Annotated in this window: 16 protein-coding genes and 1 pseudogene; 7 read left to right on the top strand and 10 right to left on the bottom strand. The window is 72.3% G+C overall.

The genetic code is table 11. The features are described 5' to 3' along the window. The first annotated feature begins 56 nt into the window (after positions 1–56). The 3 genes from ACFY3L_RS04305 to ACFY3L_RS04295 all read left to right on the top strand — a co-directional run bounded on the left by ACFY3L_RS04305 (position 57) and on the right by ACFY3L_RS04295 (position 1,545). The gene (locus ACFY3L_RS04305; protein ID WP_389318565.1) at positions 57–200 is read left to right on the top strand and encodes a hypothetical protein; all 144 of its coding nucleotides are present in this window, start codon (positions 57–59) and stop codon (positions 198–200) included. Between the two features lie 108 nt (positions 201–308). Next, entirely contained in the window at positions 309–1,082 is a 774-nt protein-coding gene (locus ACFY3L_RS04300; RefSeq protein ID WP_389318563.1) for a dihydrodipicolinate synthase family protein, read from the top strand. Between the two features lie 82 nt (positions 1,083–1,164). Continuing rightward, the gene (locus ACFY3L_RS04295; RefSeq protein ID WP_389318561.1) at positions 1,165–1,545 is read left to right on the top strand and encodes a nuclear transport factor 2 family protein; all 381 of its coding nucleotides are present in this window, start codon (positions 1,165–1,167) and stop codon (positions 1,543–1,545) included. A 135-nt stretch (positions 1,546–1,680) separates the two neighbouring features. Here the strand turns inward: ACFY3L_RS04295 and ACFY3L_RS04290 are convergent, their stop codons facing one another. Continuing rightward, a complete protein-coding gene (locus ACFY3L_RS04290) occupies positions 1,681–2,028 on the bottom strand; it encodes a hypothetical protein (RefSeq protein WP_389318559.1) in 348 nt (115 codons plus the stop codon). 98 nt (positions 2,029–2,126) lie between these two features. Between ACFY3L_RS04290 and ACFY3L_RS04285 the strand changes: the two genes are divergently transcribed. Beyond that, complete coding sequence (locus ACFY3L_RS04285) at positions 2,127–2,855, top strand: GNAT family N-acetyltransferase (RefSeq protein ID WP_389318557.1); 729 nt, start codon at positions 2,127–2,129, stop codon at positions 2,853–2,855. Between the two features lie 432 nt (positions 2,856–3,287). Here the strand turns inward: ACFY3L_RS04285 and ACFY3L_RS04280 are convergent, their stop codons facing one another. The 3 genes from ACFY3L_RS04280 to ACFY3L_RS04270 are packed head-to-tail and all read right to left on the bottom strand — an operon-like array spanning position 3,288 to position 6,503. Further along, positions 3,288–5,192 carry an ATP-binding cassette domain-containing protein gene (locus ACFY3L_RS04280; RefSeq protein ID WP_389318555.1) on the bottom strand — a complete coding sequence of 635 codons (1,905 nt, stop codon included), beginning with the start codon at positions 5,190–5,192 and terminating at the stop codon, positions 3,288–3,290. Between the two features lie 10 nt (positions 5,193–5,202). After that, complete coding sequence (locus tag ACFY3L_RS04275; protein ID WP_389318553.1) at positions 5,203–6,360, bottom strand: winged helix DNA-binding domain-containing protein; 1,158 nt, start codon at positions 6,358–6,360, stop codon at positions 5,203–5,205. Between the two features lie 14 nt (positions 6,361–6,374). Further along, positions 6,375–6,503, bottom strand: a complete 129-nt coding sequence (locus ACFY3L_RS04270) for a hypothetical protein (RefSeq protein WP_389318551.1) — start codon at positions 6,501–6,503, stop codon at positions 6,375–6,377. 26 nt (positions 6,504–6,529) lie between these two features. On the opposite strand from ACFY3L_RS04270, the gene ACFY3L_RS04265 reads away from it, so the two are divergent. From ACFY3L_RS04265 to ACFY3L_RS04255, 3 genes are read left to right on the top strand one after another with little or no spacing between them, the layout of a single operon-like run. Next, positions 6,530–7,171 carry a class I SAM-dependent methyltransferase gene (locus ACFY3L_RS04265; RefSeq protein WP_389318549.1) on the top strand — a complete coding sequence of 214 codons (642 nt, stop codon included), beginning with the start codon at positions 6,530–6,532 and terminating at the stop codon, positions 7,169–7,171. Positions 7,172–7,230: 59 nt separating this feature from the next. Then, the gene (locus ACFY3L_RS04260; protein ID WP_389319158.1) at positions 7,231–8,163 is read left to right on the top strand and encodes a tyrosine-type recombinase/integrase; all 933 of its coding nucleotides are present in this window, start codon (positions 7,231–7,233) and stop codon (positions 8,161–8,163) included. After that, the gene (locus ACFY3L_RS04255) at positions 8,160–8,690 is read left to right on the top strand and encodes a GNAT family N-acetyltransferase (protein WP_389318547.1); all 531 of its coding nucleotides are present in this window, start codon (positions 8,160–8,162) and stop codon (positions 8,688–8,690) included. The genes ACFY3L_RS04260 and ACFY3L_RS04255 overlap by 4 nt, the downstream gene beginning before the upstream one ends. A gap of 29 nt (positions 8,691–8,719) precedes the next feature. Here ACFY3L_RS04255 and ACFY3L_RS04250 read toward each other — a convergent pair whose 3' ends face one another. The 6 genes and pseudogenes from ACFY3L_RS04250 to ACFY3L_RS04225 form a co-directional block, all read right to left on the bottom strand. Further along, positions 8,720–10,429 (bottom strand): acyl-CoA dehydrogenase family protein, encoded by a 1,710-nt coding sequence (locus ACFY3L_RS04250; RefSeq protein ID WP_389318545.1) that lies wholly within the window; start codon positions 10,427–10,429, stop codon positions 8,720–8,722. 65 nt (positions 10,430–10,494) lie between these two features. Then, entirely contained in the window at positions 10,495–11,151 is a 657-nt protein-coding gene (locus ACFY3L_RS04245) for a thymidine kinase (protein WP_389319156.1), read from the bottom strand. A 77-nt stretch (positions 11,152–11,228) separates the two neighbouring features. After that, on the bottom strand, positions 11,229–13,325 hold the full coding sequence (locus ACFY3L_RS04240; protein WP_389318543.1) for an NB-ARC domain-containing protein: 2,097 nt from the start codon (positions 13,323–13,325) through the stop codon (positions 11,229–11,231). 199 nt (positions 13,326–13,524) lie between these two features. After that, positions 13,525–14,085 (bottom strand): annotated as a pseudogene (locus ACFY3L_RS04235) (BTAD domain-containing putative transcriptional regulator); the annotation flags it as partial. 121 nt (positions 14,086–14,206) lie between these two features. After that, positions 14,207–15,577 carry an MFS transporter gene (locus ACFY3L_RS04230; RefSeq protein WP_389318541.1) on the bottom strand — a complete coding sequence of 457 codons (1,371 nt, stop codon included), beginning with the start codon at positions 15,575–15,577 and terminating at the stop codon, positions 14,207–14,209. Between the two features lie 12 nt (positions 15,578–15,589). Next, positions 15,590–16,351: a glycerophosphodiester phosphodiesterase gene (locus ACFY3L_RS04225; RefSeq protein ID WP_389318539.1), complete on the bottom strand. Its 762-nt coding sequence runs from the start codon at positions 16,349–16,351 to the stop codon at positions 15,590–15,592. Positions 16,352–16,418: the final 67 nt, after the last annotated feature.

Here is a 16,418-nt window from a genome sequence, read left to right as displayed (position 1 = left end):
CCGGGCGCGCCGTGGTGCTGGGTGTAGGTGACCTGGTGCGACGGTTGGAGTTGACGATGTCCGGTGTTCGTGGTGGCGTGTTCGCGACGACGGTGCGGTTGCGGGCGCAGTGGGTGGCGCAGGAGACCGGCGGTCGCGAGCGGGTCACGATGCGGTGGGTGGCGGGTCGCTTCCATCGCCGGGGTGTCCGCCCCGCTTGAGACGTGCGCCGCCGGCTGACCGAGGCCGGCGGCGCTTTCTTGTTGTGCGGGGCGGGTGCGCTGGCACGCCGACGGCCCGCGCACCCGGATCCAGCTTAGGGTTCTGGTATGACTCAGGAGCCGGTGGTGTTGTGGCGGGGTGTCGCGGTGGCGTTGGTGACGCTGTTCGCGGAGGACGGTTCGGTGGATGTCACCGGCACCGCGGAGCATGCGGAGCGGTTGGTGGCGGCGGGTGTACGAGCTGTGCTGGTCGCTGGTTCGACGGGTGAGGCGGACGCGCTCAGTGACGGTGAGCGGGTGGCGTTGGTGTCGGCGGTGCGTCGGGCGTGTCCGGGGGTGCCGGTGGTGGCGGGTGCGAGTGGTGCTTGGGCGGGTCCGGCGGCGGAGCTGACGGCGGCGTCGGTGGCGGTGGGTGCGGATGCGGTGCTGGTGGCGCCGCCGCGGCGGGTGGGGGATCTGCGAGCGTTCTATGAGCGGGTGGTCGCGGCCGCGGATCGCCGGCCGGTGCTGGCGTATCACTTCCCGGGTGTGGCGGGTGGTGCGGTGCCGTTGGAGGTGCTGCCGTCGTTGCCGGTGGCGGGGATGAAGGATTCGACGGGGGATCCGGAGCGGTTGCTGCGGTTGTTGTCGGAGTGGGACGGGGCGGTGTATGTGGGTTCGTCGGCGTTGGTGTCGACGGCGGGGATGCTGGGTGCGGCGGGTGCGATTCTGGCGGTGGCGAATGTGGCGCCGGAGGATTGTGTGGCGGCGTGGGAGGGTGACGCCGCGGCGCAGTTGCGGTTGACGGCGGTGCATGTGGCGGCGAAGTCGGCGTTTCCGCATGGTTTGAAGCGTTTGGTGGCTGATCGGTTCGGTACGTCGGTGGCGGCGCGGATGGGTTGATGGGGGTTACGGTCTGGTTTCCGGCTGTAAGAAGGTGTCGTGGTGTGTTGACGGTGGGTGGTCGGCGGATTTCCATGGGTGTATGGGAATTGACGCGGTGCTGACAGAGTGGTCGGTGCGGTCGGGGTTGGTCTCGTCGTTGCTGACGGTGATCGACCGGCGGGACTGGGCCGGCCTGGTGGATCTGGTGACGGACGATGTGGTGTACCACCGGCCGGGGTGTCCTCCGGTCGAGGGTGTCGCGGCGTTCGTGGAGTTCTATGAGCGCCGGTGCATTGTGATGTCGGGTCGGCATGCGGTGCAGCGGTGTGTGGAGCTGCCGGATCAGGCGTTCTGCTGGGGACGGTTCGAGGGTATGTCGCACGCCGGTGTGCCGTTGGTGGAGACGTTCGCGGACTGGTTCGAGTTCCGTGACGGCCGGATCAGCGCGCGTCGCACGTTCTTCTACCGTCCGGCGATCTGAGCGGCCGGTTGCCAGGGCCGGCCGGTTGGTTTGCGGCCGGCCCTGGCAGCCTCGGTTGCCGTGCCGGGTGTTGCGGTTGGGTGCGGCGCCGCCCCCGGCGATGTTCGTGGGTCGGGCAGTGGATCGTGGGCGGGGTCAGCCGGCTGTCAGTGGTGCTGGTGGAGGCGGGTCTGCTGGGTCGAGGTCGAGGAACTCGTGCAGCCGCAGGCAGAGGTGGCGGACGGCGGCCTGGTGCTCTTCGTCGGTGACTGGCTGGGTCATGCCTGGTTCGCCGCCGAGGGCTTCGACGAGGATCAGCGCGGAGAATGTGAGATTGCTTCCGTGGTGGCGTCCGGCCATCCACCGCTGGAACGCTGTGAGTTCGCCGCGCCCTCGTGCGAGCTCGAATCCGGTGATCAGTGCGCATGCCCGGTCGTACGTCGGGAGCCCGACGTACATGCCGAGCCGGTGTTCGACGTGCATCAGCAGTTCGGGCCAGTCCATCAGGCGATTCTGCCTGCTGCGTGCGTCGCACGTCTTTCTGCTGTCCGGCGCTCTGATTCGGGTGGCGGGTCTGGGCGCCGGGTTGCGATCCTGCGGGGGTGACCGATGACGCGGTGCTGGGTCGTGCCCGGCTGGTATGGGCTGCCTTGGCGGGTGCTCCGGTGACGTTCGCGTCGTCGGGGTTGGATGTGGCGGTGTCCGCGTCGTCGTCGCTGTGTCCGCCGGGCTGGGTGGGTGTCGTCGCGTTGGGTGGTGCGGCGGTGGCGACGGCGCCTGATGACGGGGCGGCGGGTTTGGTGCGGCGTGCGTTGGGTGGTCTGCCTGTGTCGGCGTTGACCGATCCGGTGGCGGTGTCGGGCAGGCTGCCGGTCGGTGCGGTGCTGGGCCCGGCGACGCTGGCGTTCTGCGACGCGGCACGGTTCCGTGGTGCCGGTGCCGGTGCCGGTGCCGGTGCTGTCGCGGCGGTCGGTGCGGCTGACGACGGCGTGCGCGGGTTGCTGGCCCGGGTGCCGGCCGCGGATGCCGGTGAGGCGGGTCTGGACGAGATCACGTCGCTGGCGTTCGTGGTCCGGGCCGGCCCGGATGTTGTCGCGGCGGCGGGTTACCGGGTGTGGGAGGGCGCTGTCGCGCACGTGAGTGTGTTGACGGCTCCGGCCGAGCGTGGGCGGGGCCTGGCGCGGCTGGCAGCCGGCGCGGCGGTCGCTGCCGCGCTGGAGGCGGGTCTGCTGCCGCAGTGGCGGGCGCGCCCGGAGGCGTCCCGGCGGGTGGCGCGGGCGCTCGGGTTCGTGGAGCTGGGTTCGCAGCTGAGCATCCGCCTCGTGCGGTAGCGGGCTGCGCCGGCAGGTTCGGGTGTGTACGGGCGGTGGCGTCAGTGGTGGCGTCCGGCCATTCATTGCTGCGTTGCCATCGGCTCGCCTGACCGGCACGGCACGGACCGGGCCGCGGTGCAGGTACTGCTCGAGGACGCCGGCGTCCTCGGCGGCGGCGGCGCGTCGCACCCCGATCGTTCCCGCCCCTCGCGCCCCGTGCGAGGCGGACCCGGTGACGTGTGCGCACGCCCGGTCGTGCGTGGGTGGCCTGACGCTCGACGTGGGGGTCAGCAGCCCAGGCCGGTCCATCGGCTGGTGCTGCCTGGTGCTGCCGCACCGCCATCCCCTGCCGTGGCCTGCCGTGCCGGCGTGGTGCGGGCGGTCGCCATCCACGCCGGTCCCGGAGCGCAGGGGCGCCGGGTCGCCGGGCGGCGGGTCAGGCGTCGCGGGTCAGGAGGTGGCGAGGTCGCGGCGGAGGGCGTCGGCGGTGTGGGAGCCGGTGGCGTGGGTGAGTTGTTCGGGGGTGCCTTCGAAGATGACCATGCCGCCGTGGTGGCCGGCGTCGGGACCGAGGTCGATGACCCAGTCGGCGCTTTTGATGACGTCGAGGTGGTGTTCGATGACGATGACGGTGTTGCCGTGGTCGACGAGGTGGTCCATGAGGTTGAGCAGGTGGGTGATGTCGGACATGTGCAGTCCGGTGGTTGGTTCGTCCAGGACGTAGGTGGTGTTGGCGGTGTTGAGGTGGATGGCGAGTTTGAGGCGCTGGCATTCGCCGCCGGAGAGGGTGTTGAGTGGCTGGCCGAGGGTGAGGTAGTCGAGGCCGACGTCGGTGAGTGCGTGCAGGGTCGGTTGGATGGTGTCTTCGGTGAGGAAGTCGGTGGCCTGTTCGACGGTCATGGCGAGGACGTCGGCGATCGTCTTGCCGCGGAGCCGGTGTTGGAGGGTTTCGGGGCGGAACCGGTGGCCGTGGCAGTCGGTGCAGGTGGTTTTGAGTGTTTCGAGGAACGCGAGGGTGGTGTGGGTGGTGCCGGTGCCGTGGCAGGTGGGGCAGGCGCCTTGTGAGTTGGGGCTGAACAGGGCGGCGGGTTTGCCGGTGGCGCGGGCGAAGAGGGTGCGGAGGGGGTCCATGATCCGGGTGTAGGTGGCGGGGGTGGACCGGTTGGATGTGGTCGGGGCGGTCTGGTCGACGACGGTGGTGGTGGGGTGTTGGGTGAGGAAGTCGCGGGTGATGAGGGTGGTTTTGCCGGAGCCGGCGACGCCGGTGATGGCGGTGAGGACGCCGGTGGGGATGGTGACGGTGACGTGTTTGAGGTTGTTGGTGTGTGCGTCGGTGATGGTGAGGGTGCCGGTGGGGGTGCGGGGGTTGGTGTTGAGGGCGAGGCGGTGGCGGAGGTGCCGGCCGGTGAGGGTGCGGGCGTATGGGAGCGCTTCGAGGGTGCCTTCGTAGACGATGCGGCCGCCGTGGGTGCCGGCTTCGGGGCCGAGGTCGATGATCCAGTCGGCGGTTTCGATGACGTCGCGGTCGTGTTCGACGACGAGGACGGTGTTGCCCTTGTCGCGGAGTCTGCGGAGCAGTGCCAGGAGGCGGGTGATGTCGTGGCTGTGGAGGCCGATGCTGGGTTCGTCGAGGATGTAGAGCATGTCGACGAGGCTGCTGCCGAGGTGGCGGACGAGTTTGACGCGTTGGGACTCGCCGCCGGAGAGGGTGCTGGTGTGGCGGGCGAGGGTGAGGTGGCCGAGGCCGATGTCGATGAGGTGGTCGAGGCGGTCGCGGATGTGGGTGACGTGGGTGGTGTTGGTGTCGTCGGTGAGGAGGCGGAGGACGGCGTCGAGTTCGGTGGTTTCCATGGCGGTGAGGTCGGCGATGGAGTAGCCGTTGATGCGGCTGGCGCGGGCGGTGTCGTTGAGGCGGGTGCCGTGGCAGGTGGGGCAGCCGAGGCCGTGGCAGGTGGGGCACATGCCGAGGGGGTCGTTGAAGGAGAGGCTGCGGGCGTTGGCGGGTCGGGGGTGGGCGAAGTTGGCGTAGAGGTGGCGGAGGGTGGGGTTGATGTCGGTGGCGGTGCCGACGGTGGATCGGGCGGTGCCGCCGAGGCGTTTCTGGTCGACGATGACGGCGGGTGACAGGTTGTGGATGGCGTCGACGTCGGGCCGGTCGTATCGGGGTTGCCGGGCGAAGGTGGTGAACGTCTCGTTGAGCTGGCGTTGGGCTTCGGCGGCGATGGTGTCGAAGACGAGGGAGGTTTTGCCGGAGCCGGAGACGCCGGTGAAGACGGTGATGGCGTGTTTGGGGATGTCGACGGTGATGTCGCGCAGGTTGTTCTGTCTGGCGCCGACGACGGTGATCCGGGACACGACAGTCAGGTTATCGGGGTGGTGTGACAGTTTCGGTGAGGCGCCGTTCGAGTGGTGTGCGGAACCTGGGTGTGACGCGGATGTCGCCGATCCAGTCGGCGAGCTGGTCGGCGGTGTCGCGGACTCCGGTGGCGTCGACGGGTTCGAGGAGTTCGGTGGCGATGTGTCCGGTGGGGGTTTGGGCCCAGCCGCCGACGACACGGCCGTCGATCCAGATGGTGGGGCCGGGGTTGCCGGTGCGGTCGAAGAGGGCGGGTGCGTGGGGGCCGAGGTAGAAGTCGCGGCCGGCCCAGCCCATCATGGTCGGGTCGAGGGCGGGGAGGAGCGCGACCCACCGGTCGGGTTCGGGGACTGGGTCGGTGTCGTCGGCGAGGACGATGCCGGTGCTGCCGTCGTCGAGGGTGACGGTGCAGGTGTCGAGGGCGTTGACGGCGGCGCGGGTGTGGGTCATGGTCCAGCCGGTCCACCATTTGAGGTCGTTGAGGGTGCCGGGTCCGTAGCGGGCGAGCCATAGCCGGGCGAGTTCGGTGCGGGCGGTGGCGGGGTCGAGCGGTTCGAGGGTGGGGGTCCAGCTGTCGAGGGTGTGCCAGGTGTACTGGGTGCTGGTCCAGGTGCCGGTGGGGCGGCCGCGGATGATGCGGCCCTGGGCGGCGAGGAGGAGCAGGACGCGGCTGGTGATGTATTGGTTGCCCTGCGGGAATTCGAGCACGGTGCGGAGGCGGGGTTCGTCGGTGGCGAGCTGGGCGGCGGTGGCGGCGCCGCCGCGGGCGGCGAGCGCGGCGTATGTGGCGGTTTCGACGTCGGTGAGGAATTCGGCGTCGCCGGCGCCGCACTGGGTCAGGTGTTTGGTGAGGAGCCGGCGTTGTTCGGCGGCGATGGTGAGGGACGCTGCGGCGTGGATGACGGGTGCGGTGGTGGTGGGGACGACGTACATGGTGCGGCGCATGCCGAGCATCCGCAGGAGGGTCCGTTGTTCGTAGAGCGCGTCTTCGATCGTGGTGACCGTGCTGTGTGTGCGGGCGGCGACGGTGAGGTGCACGGTTGCCGGGTCGGTGGCGTGGAGTGCGACGAGGTCGGTGGCGGCGCCGACCGGGTCGGGGGCGGTGAAGCCGTGCCGCCAGTACAGGCGGGCGCGGCGTTGTGCGTCGGTGATGTGTGGGAGGGTCACCGGGTCGACGATAGTCAGCGGCGCATCGAGGCGACGTAGAGCGTGATGAGGACCAGCACGACGACTGCCGTGCCGAGGATGACCCATGGTCCTGCCCCCATGGTGGTGACGGTACCGAGGTCGGACCCGGCGGGGCGTCGCACGTGCGAGTGACATAGGGTCCGAGCCGATGTCCACCGCATTCGTTCTGGCGCACACCAGCCTCGCCCCGGTCCCGCTCGTGCCGGAGGTCCGGTTGCGGTTGGCGGATGAGGCGATCGAGCTGTGGCAGTACACGGAGAAGTTCGCTGGTGGGGTGCAGTTGCCGCCGCCGTTCTGGGCGTTCGCGTGGGCGGGTGGTCAGGCGCTCGCCCGGTACATTCTGGACAATCCGCACCTTGTTGCGGGGAAGCGGGTCCTGGATGTGGCGGCGGGGTCGGGGCTCGTCGCGATCGCTGCGGTGAAGGCCGGTGCGGCGCACGTGACGGCGGTGGAGATCGACCCGCTGGCGGTGACGGCGATGGCGGTGAACGCGGCCGCGAACGACGTGACGGTCGACGCCAGGTTGGAGGATGTGCTGCCGGGTGACGGTGGTGACGCGGACGTCGTCCTGGCGGGGGACGTGTTCTACAGCCGGGAGATGACCGGTCAGGTCCTGGACTTCCTGCGGCGGGTCACGCGGCGGGGCGCGGCGTGCCTGGTCGGGGATCCGGGGCGGGCGTACCTGCCGAAGGAGCATCTGGAGCTCGTCGCCGTGTATGACGTGCCGGTGCCGCAGACGCTGGAGGACACGCCGGTGAAACGGACGACGGTGTGGCGGCCGACCCTGTAGAGCCGCAGCCTGGAACGGCGCGGCCCGTACCGCCGCAGCCTGGGCACCGGCCGCTCGAGCTGGAGCGGGCGTCGGGGGACTTCACCGAGGCGTGGCTGGCGAACCGGCGGTTGTCGGCGCACACGCGGGCGGCGTACCGGCGGGACGTGCACCAGTTCCTCGGCTGGTGCGCCGGTCGTGACCTGGACCCGTTGCGGGTGTCGTTTCTGCAGGTGAACGCGTATGCGCGGGATCTGGAGTCGACGGTGGACGCGCGGACGGGGAAGCTGCTGGCGCCGGCGAGCGTGGCGCGGAAGCTGTCGGCGTTGTCGAGCTGGTACGGGTTTCTGCTGCGGCTGCAGGCGGTGCAGGTGAACCCGGTCGGGGGTGCGGACCGGCCGCGGATCGACCGGGACACGTCCTCGACGGTGGGGTTGTCCGCGGGTGAGGTCGACGCGATCCTGGCGGCGGCGGCGCGGCAGACGGGGGTGACGGCGGCGCGGGACCTGGCGATCCTGGCGTTGCTGGCGGATCTGGGGTTGCGGGTCGGTGAGGTCGTCGCGTTGGACCATGCGGACCTCGGTGTGGAGCGTGGCCACCGCACGGTCCGGTTCGTGGGGAAGGGCGGCAAGCCGCGCCGGCGGGCGCTGACCCCGGCGGTGACGGCCGCTCTGGATGGTTATGTCGGCGTCGGTACGGGCGGGGAGGGGCCGCTGTTCACGACGGCGACCGGGGCGCGGGTGGACCGGCACGCGGTGTTCCGGCTGGTGCGGCGGCTGGCGAGGGAGGCGGGGGTGCCGGCGTGGGAGCGGCTGTCGCCGCATTCGCTGCGGCACGCGTTCGCGACCGCGGCCCGGGACGAGGGTGTCCCGCTCGAGGATGTGCAGGACGCGATGGGGCACGCGGATCCGCGGACGACCCGCCGGTATGACCGGGACCGGCACAACCTGGACCGGGACCCGGCGTACATGATCGCGGCGGCGCGGGCCCGGCGGGGAGACGGCGGTTCGTGAGGATCCGGGTGGCGACGGACGGCGACGTGGACGGGATCGCGAGGTTGCACGCGGACAGCTGGCGGCGGCATTACCGGGGTGCGTACAGCGACGCGTTCCTGGACGGTGATGTGGTCGCGGACCGGTTGTCGGTGTGGCGGGACCGGTTCGCGGCCCGTGGCGGGACGGTGACGTTCGTCGCGGACGACGACGGTGAGCTGGTCGGGTTCGTGCACGTGAAGCTGGACGACGACGTGGAGTGGGGCAGTCTCGTCGACAACCTGCACGTCGCGGACGCCCGCCGGCACGGTGGTGTCGGCACCCGCCTGCTGCGGGCCGCCGCCGGCGCCGTCCGCGAGCAGGCGGCGTCGCCGAAGCTGTACCTGTGGGTGCTCGAGCAGAACACGGCGGCGCAGCGGTTCTACGCCGCTCGTGGTGGTGTGCACGCGGGGACCGCCGTGGTGGCGTCGGCGGGTGGGGTGCCGGCCCGGTTGCGCGGCGCCCCGCGCAAGCACCGCATCGTGTGGCCGGACGCGCACATCAGCTGAGCCTGAGCCTGAAGCTGCGGTTGGACGGGTCAGATGAGCTGGTCGAAGTGGGTGTGCAGGTCCGCTGACACGTCCGCGCCGCCGAGCCGGCGCAGGGTCCACAGCGACGCCAGCAGTCCCGGCCGGTCGTCGCCGCGTTCCGCGGCCCACGCGGCGTGCTCGAGCAGCAGCGCGGCGGTGAGGGTGTTGCCGAGCCGCAGCGCCAGTTCCCGCGCGCCGGCGACGACCCGGGCGCTGCGGGGGTCGGCGGCGGCGGTCTCCACGTCGGTGGCGAGGCGGCGGGTCGCGGCGATGACCGTGTCGGTGACGCCGGCGAGCCGGGGCGCGGCGGCGTCGGCGGCGACCTCCGCGCGGTGCAGCAGCGGCCGGGCGCCGTCGCCGGCCGTGAGGGCGCGGAGCACGTCGACGGACAGGACGTTGGTGGTGCCTTCCCAGATCGGCAGGACCTGCGCGTCGCGCAGCAGCCTGGGGATGCCGGTGTCCTCGACGTAGCCGGCGCCGCCGAACGCCTCCAGGTATTCGCTGGCGGAGGCGACGGCGAGCCGGCCGGTGAGGAGTTTCGCGAGCGGCGCGACGAGCCGCAGCTCCTCAGCCGCCGAAGCAGCCGAAGCAGCCGAGGCGCCGGCAGTGGCGCCGGCAGGGTCGGAGGTGGCGGTGCCGAGGAGGGAGAACGCGTGCGCGGCGAGGGCGTAGGCGCCGGCGGCGTCGACGGCGAGGCCGCCGAGGGTGGCGCGGTGCAGCGGGTTGCCGGCGAGGGGCCCGCCGGCAACCTGCCGGTTCGTGGCGTGGCTGAGGGCGTACTCCAGGCCGCGGCGCATCCCGCCGGCGGCGGCCGCGGCGTTGTGCAGGCGGGTGACGACGACCAGGGTCATCATGCGGGCGAGGCCGGGGACGGCCGGGTCGCCGACGGGGATCGCGGTGACGTCGTCGAGGCGGACCTCGCCGGTCGGGACGGCGCGGGTGCCGAGCTTGTCCTTCAGCCGGAGGACCTGCAGGCCGTCGGCGGGCAGGTCGCTGCCGGGGGCGTAGCGGGGCACGAGGAACGGTGCGAGGTTCCGGCTGCCGGGGCCGGCGCCTTCGGGGCGGGCGAGGGCGATCGCCATCGCCGAGTCGATCGCGGAGCAGAACCATTTGTCGCCGGTCAGGACCCACCGGCCGTCGACGTGGCGGGCGGTGGTCGTGGAGCGGGCGATGTCGGAGCCGCCCTGCGACTCGGTCATCCACTGGCCGCTGGTGACGGCGACGTCCGGGTCGGTGCTGGTGAGGCGGGCCAGCCACGGTGACGTGGGGTCGGCGGCGGTGAGGAGGGCGGCGGCGCCGTCGGCCATCGCGACCGGGCAGGAGAACGTCGCGGACTCCGGCCCCCACAGGTGCAGCAGGGCGTGCTGCACGACGCGGGTGCCGGCGCCCCACGTGGTGCGGGCGTCGCTGGTGTACGGCAGGGCGACGACCGCGTGCCGGGCCGCGGACGCGCGGAGGGTCTGCCAGCCGGCGGCGGTGTCGACGCGGTCGATGCGGGCGCCCCACGGGTCGAACCGGGTGAGGGTCGGCGGGTGGGTTTCGGCGTCGTGGTGGGCGGCGCGGAGCGGGCCGAGGACGTCGGCGGACACGGCGGCGAGGCGGGCCTTCGCGGCGGCGTGCCCGTCGGGGCCGAGGAGCCGGTCCAGCCAGCCCTGCAGCTGCCAGTCGCTGGTGTACGGGTCCCGCAACGCCGGCCCGGTCTGCACGAAACGCGTCATACCCCGAAGGTTACCGTCCGGTAATCGTCGGGGGGAGAGTGGTCAGGGACGCTCCAGGGGGATGCTCAGACGAGCCGGAGCTGGCCCTCGGCTCGGGCGGCCGGGCCGAGGTCGCCGACGCGGTGGTGGCGGCGGCACAGCACCTGGTAGCGGACGTCGGTGACCTCAGGAGAGCCCTGGTCGGTGTCGGTGTCGCCGATGACGACCTGGTCGCCTTCGCGGGCGATGCCGCCGTTGACGACCCGGGCGTTGAGCAGCCCCGGCCGGCCGCACCAGCACAGCACCTCCACCTGCACCCGGGTCACCTCGTCGGCGAGTTCGAACAGCCGCTGCGCCGCCGGGAACAGGCTGGTGCGGAAGTCGGTGGCGAGCCCGAACGCGTACACGTCGACGTCGGAGGTGTCGACGAGGTCGGCGAGCTGCTCGATCTGGGCGACGGTGTAGAAGCTCGCCTCGTCGCAGATGAGGTAGTCGACGCGGATGCCCTGCGCCCACCGTTGCCGGACGAGGCCGCGGATGTCGAGGTCGGCGCCGACGTCGACGGCTTCCTTGCCGAGGCCGATGCGGGTGGAGAGGCGGCCCGGGCCGGCCCGGTCGATGGTGGTGAGGACCAGGCCGCGGCGGCCCTGCCGGGCGTGGTTGTAGTCCATCTGCAGGGCGAGGGTCGACTTGCCGCAGTCCATCGGGCCGTAGAAGAACTTCAGGGAGCCGCCGCGGCGCAGCCGGCTGTCACCGGCGGCGACGCACGCGGACGGGTCTTCGTCGAGGGTGTGGGTGGAGGACGTCACGGGGAGGCAGCCTACTGGGCCGGTGGCGGGCCACCCAGCCGCTGGAGGGTGGCGCGGACCTCGTGCCGTTCGGGGGTGCCCATCGCGTCGAACAGGCGCAGCGCCTCCGTCAGGTGTTCCCGGGCGACGTCCGGGTCACTGCTGCACATGCCGAGGCCCCGGTGGGCGCGGGCCTGTTCGTACCGGTGCTGGGTGCGGGTCGCCTGGTCCAGGACCCACCCGTGGACGGATTCGGCGTCGGCCGGCCGGCCGATCGTGCGCAGCACCTCGCCGTAGGTGTTGCCGGCGAAGCCTGCGGTGGTCGGGTTGAGGTGCTGGTCGTCGTCGTGCGCGCTGCGCAGCAGTTGCAGGCCACGGTCCTGGTCGCCGAGGGCGACGAGGCTGGCGCCCATGACGGCGCGGGCCTCGATCTCCATGCCGGTGCCGGAACCGGTGCCGTAGCCGAGCTGCCGCCGCGCCCAGGACAACACCAGCACCGCCTGCCGGTGCCGGCCTTGGCGGGCGCGGGCCGCGCCGAGCTCGATCGCGCCGACGGCGGCCGGCCAGGTGCTGCCGCCACCGCCGCTGCTGCGGAACCAGGCGAGGAACCGTTGCGCGACGTGGACCGACTCGTCGTAGCGGCCGAGCAGCCGCAGCACCCTGGCCAGCGGCGTCGACCGGTAGGTGACCTGCTCCCAGTCCTCGCTGGTGGCGAGGGCCCGTTCGGTGAGGGTGAGGGCCTCGCGCAGCCGGCCGCCGTGGAGGTACACGAGGGCGAGATTCACATTGGCGCGGGCGCCCCACCGGGGGTCATCGATGACGCGTTGCAGGTGCTCGGCGGCGGCGGTGAGGTGGCCGCTGCGGCCCTGCGCGGACGCGAGGTAGTTGTGGACCATCGCGACGAGGTCCGGGTCGTGGAGGGCTTCGGCGGCGGTGAGGGCGCGGCGGTGCAGGTCCAGGGACACGTCGTTGATCGAGTTGCGGAACAGGTACGCCCACAGGGCGCGGGTGAGCAGGACGGTGTGCCGGTGCCGGTGGAGCCGGTCGGCGAGGTGCGTGACGGCGGCGACGTTGACCCATTCGACGTCCAGCCACGCCCGGGTGTCGATCACGCCGGTGAATGTGGGGACGTGCGGGCCGACGTCGGTGAAGTCGATCGGGTGCCGGTCAGGGATGTTCTCCCACACGTTCGTCGCGGCGGCGGTGGTGTGCAGGTAGAAGTCGAGCATCCGGGTGATCGCCGGGTCACGTTCCGGGTCGGTCGCGGCGAGGTGGGCGGCGTACTCGCGGAGCAGGTCGTGGAAGCGGAACCGGCCGGCGACGGGTTCGTTGAGCAGGTGCGCGTCGACGAGGTGGGCGAGCAGGTCCTCAGCGACGTCGGTGTCGGTGCCGGCGATCGTGGCGGCGGCGCGCAGGGACAGTTCCCCGGCGGGGTGCAGGCCGAGGAGCCGGAACAGCCGCTGCGCGGCCGGCGGCAGCTGCCGGTACGACAGCTCGAACGCGGCGTGCGGGGACCGGCCGTCGACGGCGAGGCCGACGGGGGCGGGGTGCGCGCGGCGGAGCCGGTCGGCGAGGTCGGCGACGCTCCACGACGGGCGGTGCGCGAGCCGGGCCGCGGCGAGCCGCAGCGCGAGCGGCAGGTGCCCGCACAGGTCGGCGACGTCAGCGGTCGCGGCCGGGTCGGCGGCGGCCCGGGCACCGACGACCCCGGTGATGAGCCGGTGCGACTCGGCCGGGGTGAGCACGTCCAGGGACACCGGCCGGACCCCGTCGAGGCCGGCGAGGCGGCGCCGGCTGGTGACGATGACCAGCGACGCCGACGCGCCGGGCAGCAGCTGGGTCACCTGCGCGGCGTCGGCGGCGTCGTCGAGGACGATGAGGAGCCGCCGGCCGGCGGTTTCGGTGCGCCACCGGGCGGCGCGGTCGTCGGGGTCGTCGGGGATACGGGCGGCGCCGAGGTGGGTGAGGAGCCTGCCGAGGGCTTCGTGCGGTGGCAGCGGCGGCCGGTCGCTGTGGGCGCGCAGGTCCAGTAGCAGCCGCCCGTCGGGGTAGCCGCCGGCGACGCGGTGCGCGACGTGGACGGCGAGGCTGGTCTTGCCGACGCCGGCCATCCCGTCGACGGTGATCACGACCGGCGGCGACGAGGGCGGCGACGACCTCGTCGCGGCCGGAGTAGTCGGCGACGTCCCGGGGCAGCGTCCACGGCCGCGCCGCCGCCGGCTGAACCGGCGGCGGCGCGGCGGCGCGGACCTCGTCCGGAGAGGATCGCAGCAGATCCTCGTGGAGGCGCTGCAGCGCCTCGCTCGGCGGCAGGCCCAGCTCGTCGTCGAGGGTGTCCCGCAGCCGCCGGTACACGGCGAGCGCGTCCGCGGTCCGGCCGGCGCGGGTCAGGGCCGTCATCAGCTGCCCCGTCAGCCGTTCCCGCAGCGGGTGCTGCTCCACCAGCCCGGTCAGCTGCCCGATCAGCGACGCGTGCAGGCCGAGGCGCAGCTCCACGTCGACGCAGTCCTCCAGGGCGGCGTCGCGGCGTTCGTCGAACGCGACCGCGTACGCGCGGACCGCGGCGCTGTCGACGCCGGCGAGTGCCGGGCCGCGCCACAGGTCCAGGGCGGCCCGCAGCCGCGTCCTCGCTTCCGGCAGGTCCCCGGCCGCGGCGGCGGCACGGCCGGCGGCGGCGAGCGCGGTGAACGTGGCGGTGTCGAGGTCGTCGTCGGTGACGGTGGCGCGGTACCCGGCGGTGTCGGTGTGGATCAGGTCCGGCAGGAGCCGGCGCAGCCGGGACACGCACGTCTGCAGCTGCGCCCGCGCGGTCGCCGGTGCGGTGTCGCCCCAGACGGCGTCGACGAGCTGGTCGACGGTGACGACCCGGCCCGGGTGCAGCAGCAGCATCGTCAGCAGCACCCGGTCCCGGCCGCCGGGCACGTCGACCGGCCGGTCGGCGACGGTGACGGCGAGGGGGCCGAGGAGCCGGAATCGCACGGAAGTGAATGTAGTGCAGGTGGCGGGGTGGTTACAGGCGGGCCGGTGGGGTGTTCCCGGCTTGTTCGATGGCCTTGCGGATCGGGACGGCGAGCAGGGCGATGAACCCGGCGACGAAGAACACCAGCAGTGAGATGATCGCGACCCGGTAGGAGCGGGTCGTGTCGTAGGCGAGGCCGAACAGCAGCGGCCCGAGCCAGCTGGTGCCCTTGTCGGAGATCTCGTAGATGCCGAAGTACTCGCCTTCGCGGCCCTTCGGGATCAGCTGCGAGAACAGCGACCGGGACAGTGCCTGGCTGCCGCCGAGGACGAGGCCGATGCCGCCGCCGAGCGCGACGAACAGCAGCGGCTGCTTCGCCGGCAGGAAGTACGCGATGACGATGATCACCGTCCAGAGGACGAGGCTGCCGAGGAGGGTTTTCCACGCCCCGTACCGGTTGGCGAGCCAGCCGAGCAGCAGCGCCCCGGCGAACGCGAGGAACTGCACCATGAGGATCGTCGGGACGAGGACGTCGTCGGACAGCTGGAGCTCTTTCGTGCCGTACTGGGATGCGAGGGCGATCACGGTCTGGATGCCGTCGTTGTAGATGAGGTACGCGACGAGGAAGAACAGGGTGAGCGGGTACGCCTTCAACGACTTCAGGGTGTGCCACAGCTGCCGGAATCCGTCGGTGAGGAGGTTCACGCCCTTCGGCGGTGCCTCCAGCAGCGGCCGGTTGCGGAGGGTGAGCAGCGGGATCGTGGTGAACCCGGCCCACCACAGGCCGGCGGACACGATGCTGTACCGGGCGATGTCGCCGGTGGACATGCCGAGGGCGTCCTTCTGGAGGACGGCGATGACGTTGATCAGCAGCAGCAGGCCACCGCCGAGGTACCCGAACGCCCAGCCGAAGCTGGACACGCGGTCGCGGTCCTCCTCGGAGGAGATCTGCGGCAGGAACGAGTTGTAGACGACGACGGACGCGCCGAACGCGATGTTCGCGGTGAGGAACAGGCCGGCGCCGAGCAGGTACCGGTCGCCGGTGAGGAACAGCATGCCGGCGGTCGCGGCCGCGCCGATGTAGGCGAACAGGGCGAGGAGCTGCTTCTTGCGGGGGGAGCGGTCCGCGATCGCGCCGACGACGGGGAGCACGAACACGGTCAGGAACACCGACAGGCTCACCGTGTACGGGAACAATGCGCCGGGGGCGATCGCGATGCCGAGGGGGTGGATGACGGCGGTGTCGCAGGCGTCGCCGTCGCAGCCGGCGGCGTTCTCCGCGATCGACGTCAGGTACGGGCCGAGGAACACGGTGACGACGGTGGTGGAGAACGCGGAGTTCGCCCAGTCGTAGAAGTACCAGCCGACCCGTTCACGTTTCGTGCTGAGCTGCGGTGCCTCGGGTGTGTCGACAGCTGACACGGGGGGCCTCTCCTACGACGCGGGGTTCCAGATGCCGCGGGCGTGGTAGACGTCGCGGAGCACCTCGATGTGATCGGTCATGATGCCATCAACGCCGAGGTCCAGGAAGTGCCCGATCTGTGCGGGGTCGTCGATCGTCCACAGGTGCACGTGCAGGCCGAGGCGGTGCAGGTAGTCGATGAAGCGGGGACGGGCGAGGGTGAGCCGGCCGTACCGGGGCGGGATCTGCACGGCGACGACACCGCCGGCGACCCGGACGGGCCGGCCGGTCATGGACCCGGCCCACAGGGCGGTGACCTCCCGCATCCCCACCGACGTCGCCACGCGCGGGCCGGCTTCGCGGCGGATGCGGGTGAGTCGGGCCGAGGAGAACGACGCGAGCAGCACCCGGTCCTCGGCGCCGGCGCGGCGGACCGCGTCGACGGTCGGGGTGACCGCCGCGTCGGTCTTGCAGTCGATGTTGAACCGGATGTCCGGCCATTCCTCGAGGACGTCGTCGAGGCGGGGGACGGCGGCGGCGCCGCCGACCCGGACCGACGCCAGGTCGGCCCAGGTGACGTCGGCGACGCGGCCCGGGCGGCCGAGCATGCGGTGCAGCGTGTCGTCGTGGAAGACGACGGGGACGCCGTCGGCGGTGGCGTGGGTGTCGGTCTCGATGTACCGGTAGCCGAGGTCGACGGCGCGGGCGAACGCCGCTGTCGTGTTCTCGTCACCGGCGGCGGCGCCGCCGCGGTGCGCGAATCCGAGCGGTCCGGGCAGGTCAAGATAGGCCACGCCGACAGTATGCGGTGATCTTCCGGTGCGGTTGCGTAACGGCGGGTTACCTGTTGCTGTCCTCGTG

The sequence above is a fragment of the Dactylosporangium sp. NPDC000521 genome, assembly GCF_042898305.1.
Classification (GTDB): domain Bacteria; phylum Actinomycetota; class Actinomycetes; order Mycobacteriales; family Micromonosporaceae; genus Dactylosporangium.
Note: the sequence above shows the minus strand (reverse complement) of the source record. Positions and strands in the feature narration are given on the sequence as shown.

Excerpts from the sequence above, each read along its gene's own strand:
- ACFY3L_RS04295 (WP_389318561.1), top strand. The coding sequence starts at position 1,165 with ATGGGAATTGACGCGGTGCTGACAGAGTGGTCGGTGCGGTCGGGGTTG.
- ACFY3L_RS04300 (WP_389318563.1), top strand. The coding sequence starts at position 309 with ATGACTCAGGAGCCGGTGGTGTTGTGGCGGGGTGTCGCGGTGGCGTTG.
- ACFY3L_RS04265 (WP_389318549.1), top strand. The coding sequence starts at position 6,530 with ATGTCCACCGCATTCGTTCTGGCGCACACCAGCCTCGCCCCGGTCCCG.
- ACFY3L_RS04290 (WP_389318559.1), bottom strand. The coding sequence starts at position 2,028 with ATGGACTGGCCCGAACTGCTGATGCACGTCGAACACCGGCTCGGCATG.
- ACFY3L_RS04250 (WP_389318545.1), bottom strand. The coding sequence starts at position 10,429 with ATGACGCGTTTCGTGCAGACCGGGCCGGCGTTGCGGGACCCGTACACC.
- ACFY3L_RS04305 (WP_389318565.1), top strand. The coding sequence starts at position 57 with ATGTCCGGTGTTCGTGGTGGCGTGTTCGCGACGACGGTGCGGTTGCGG.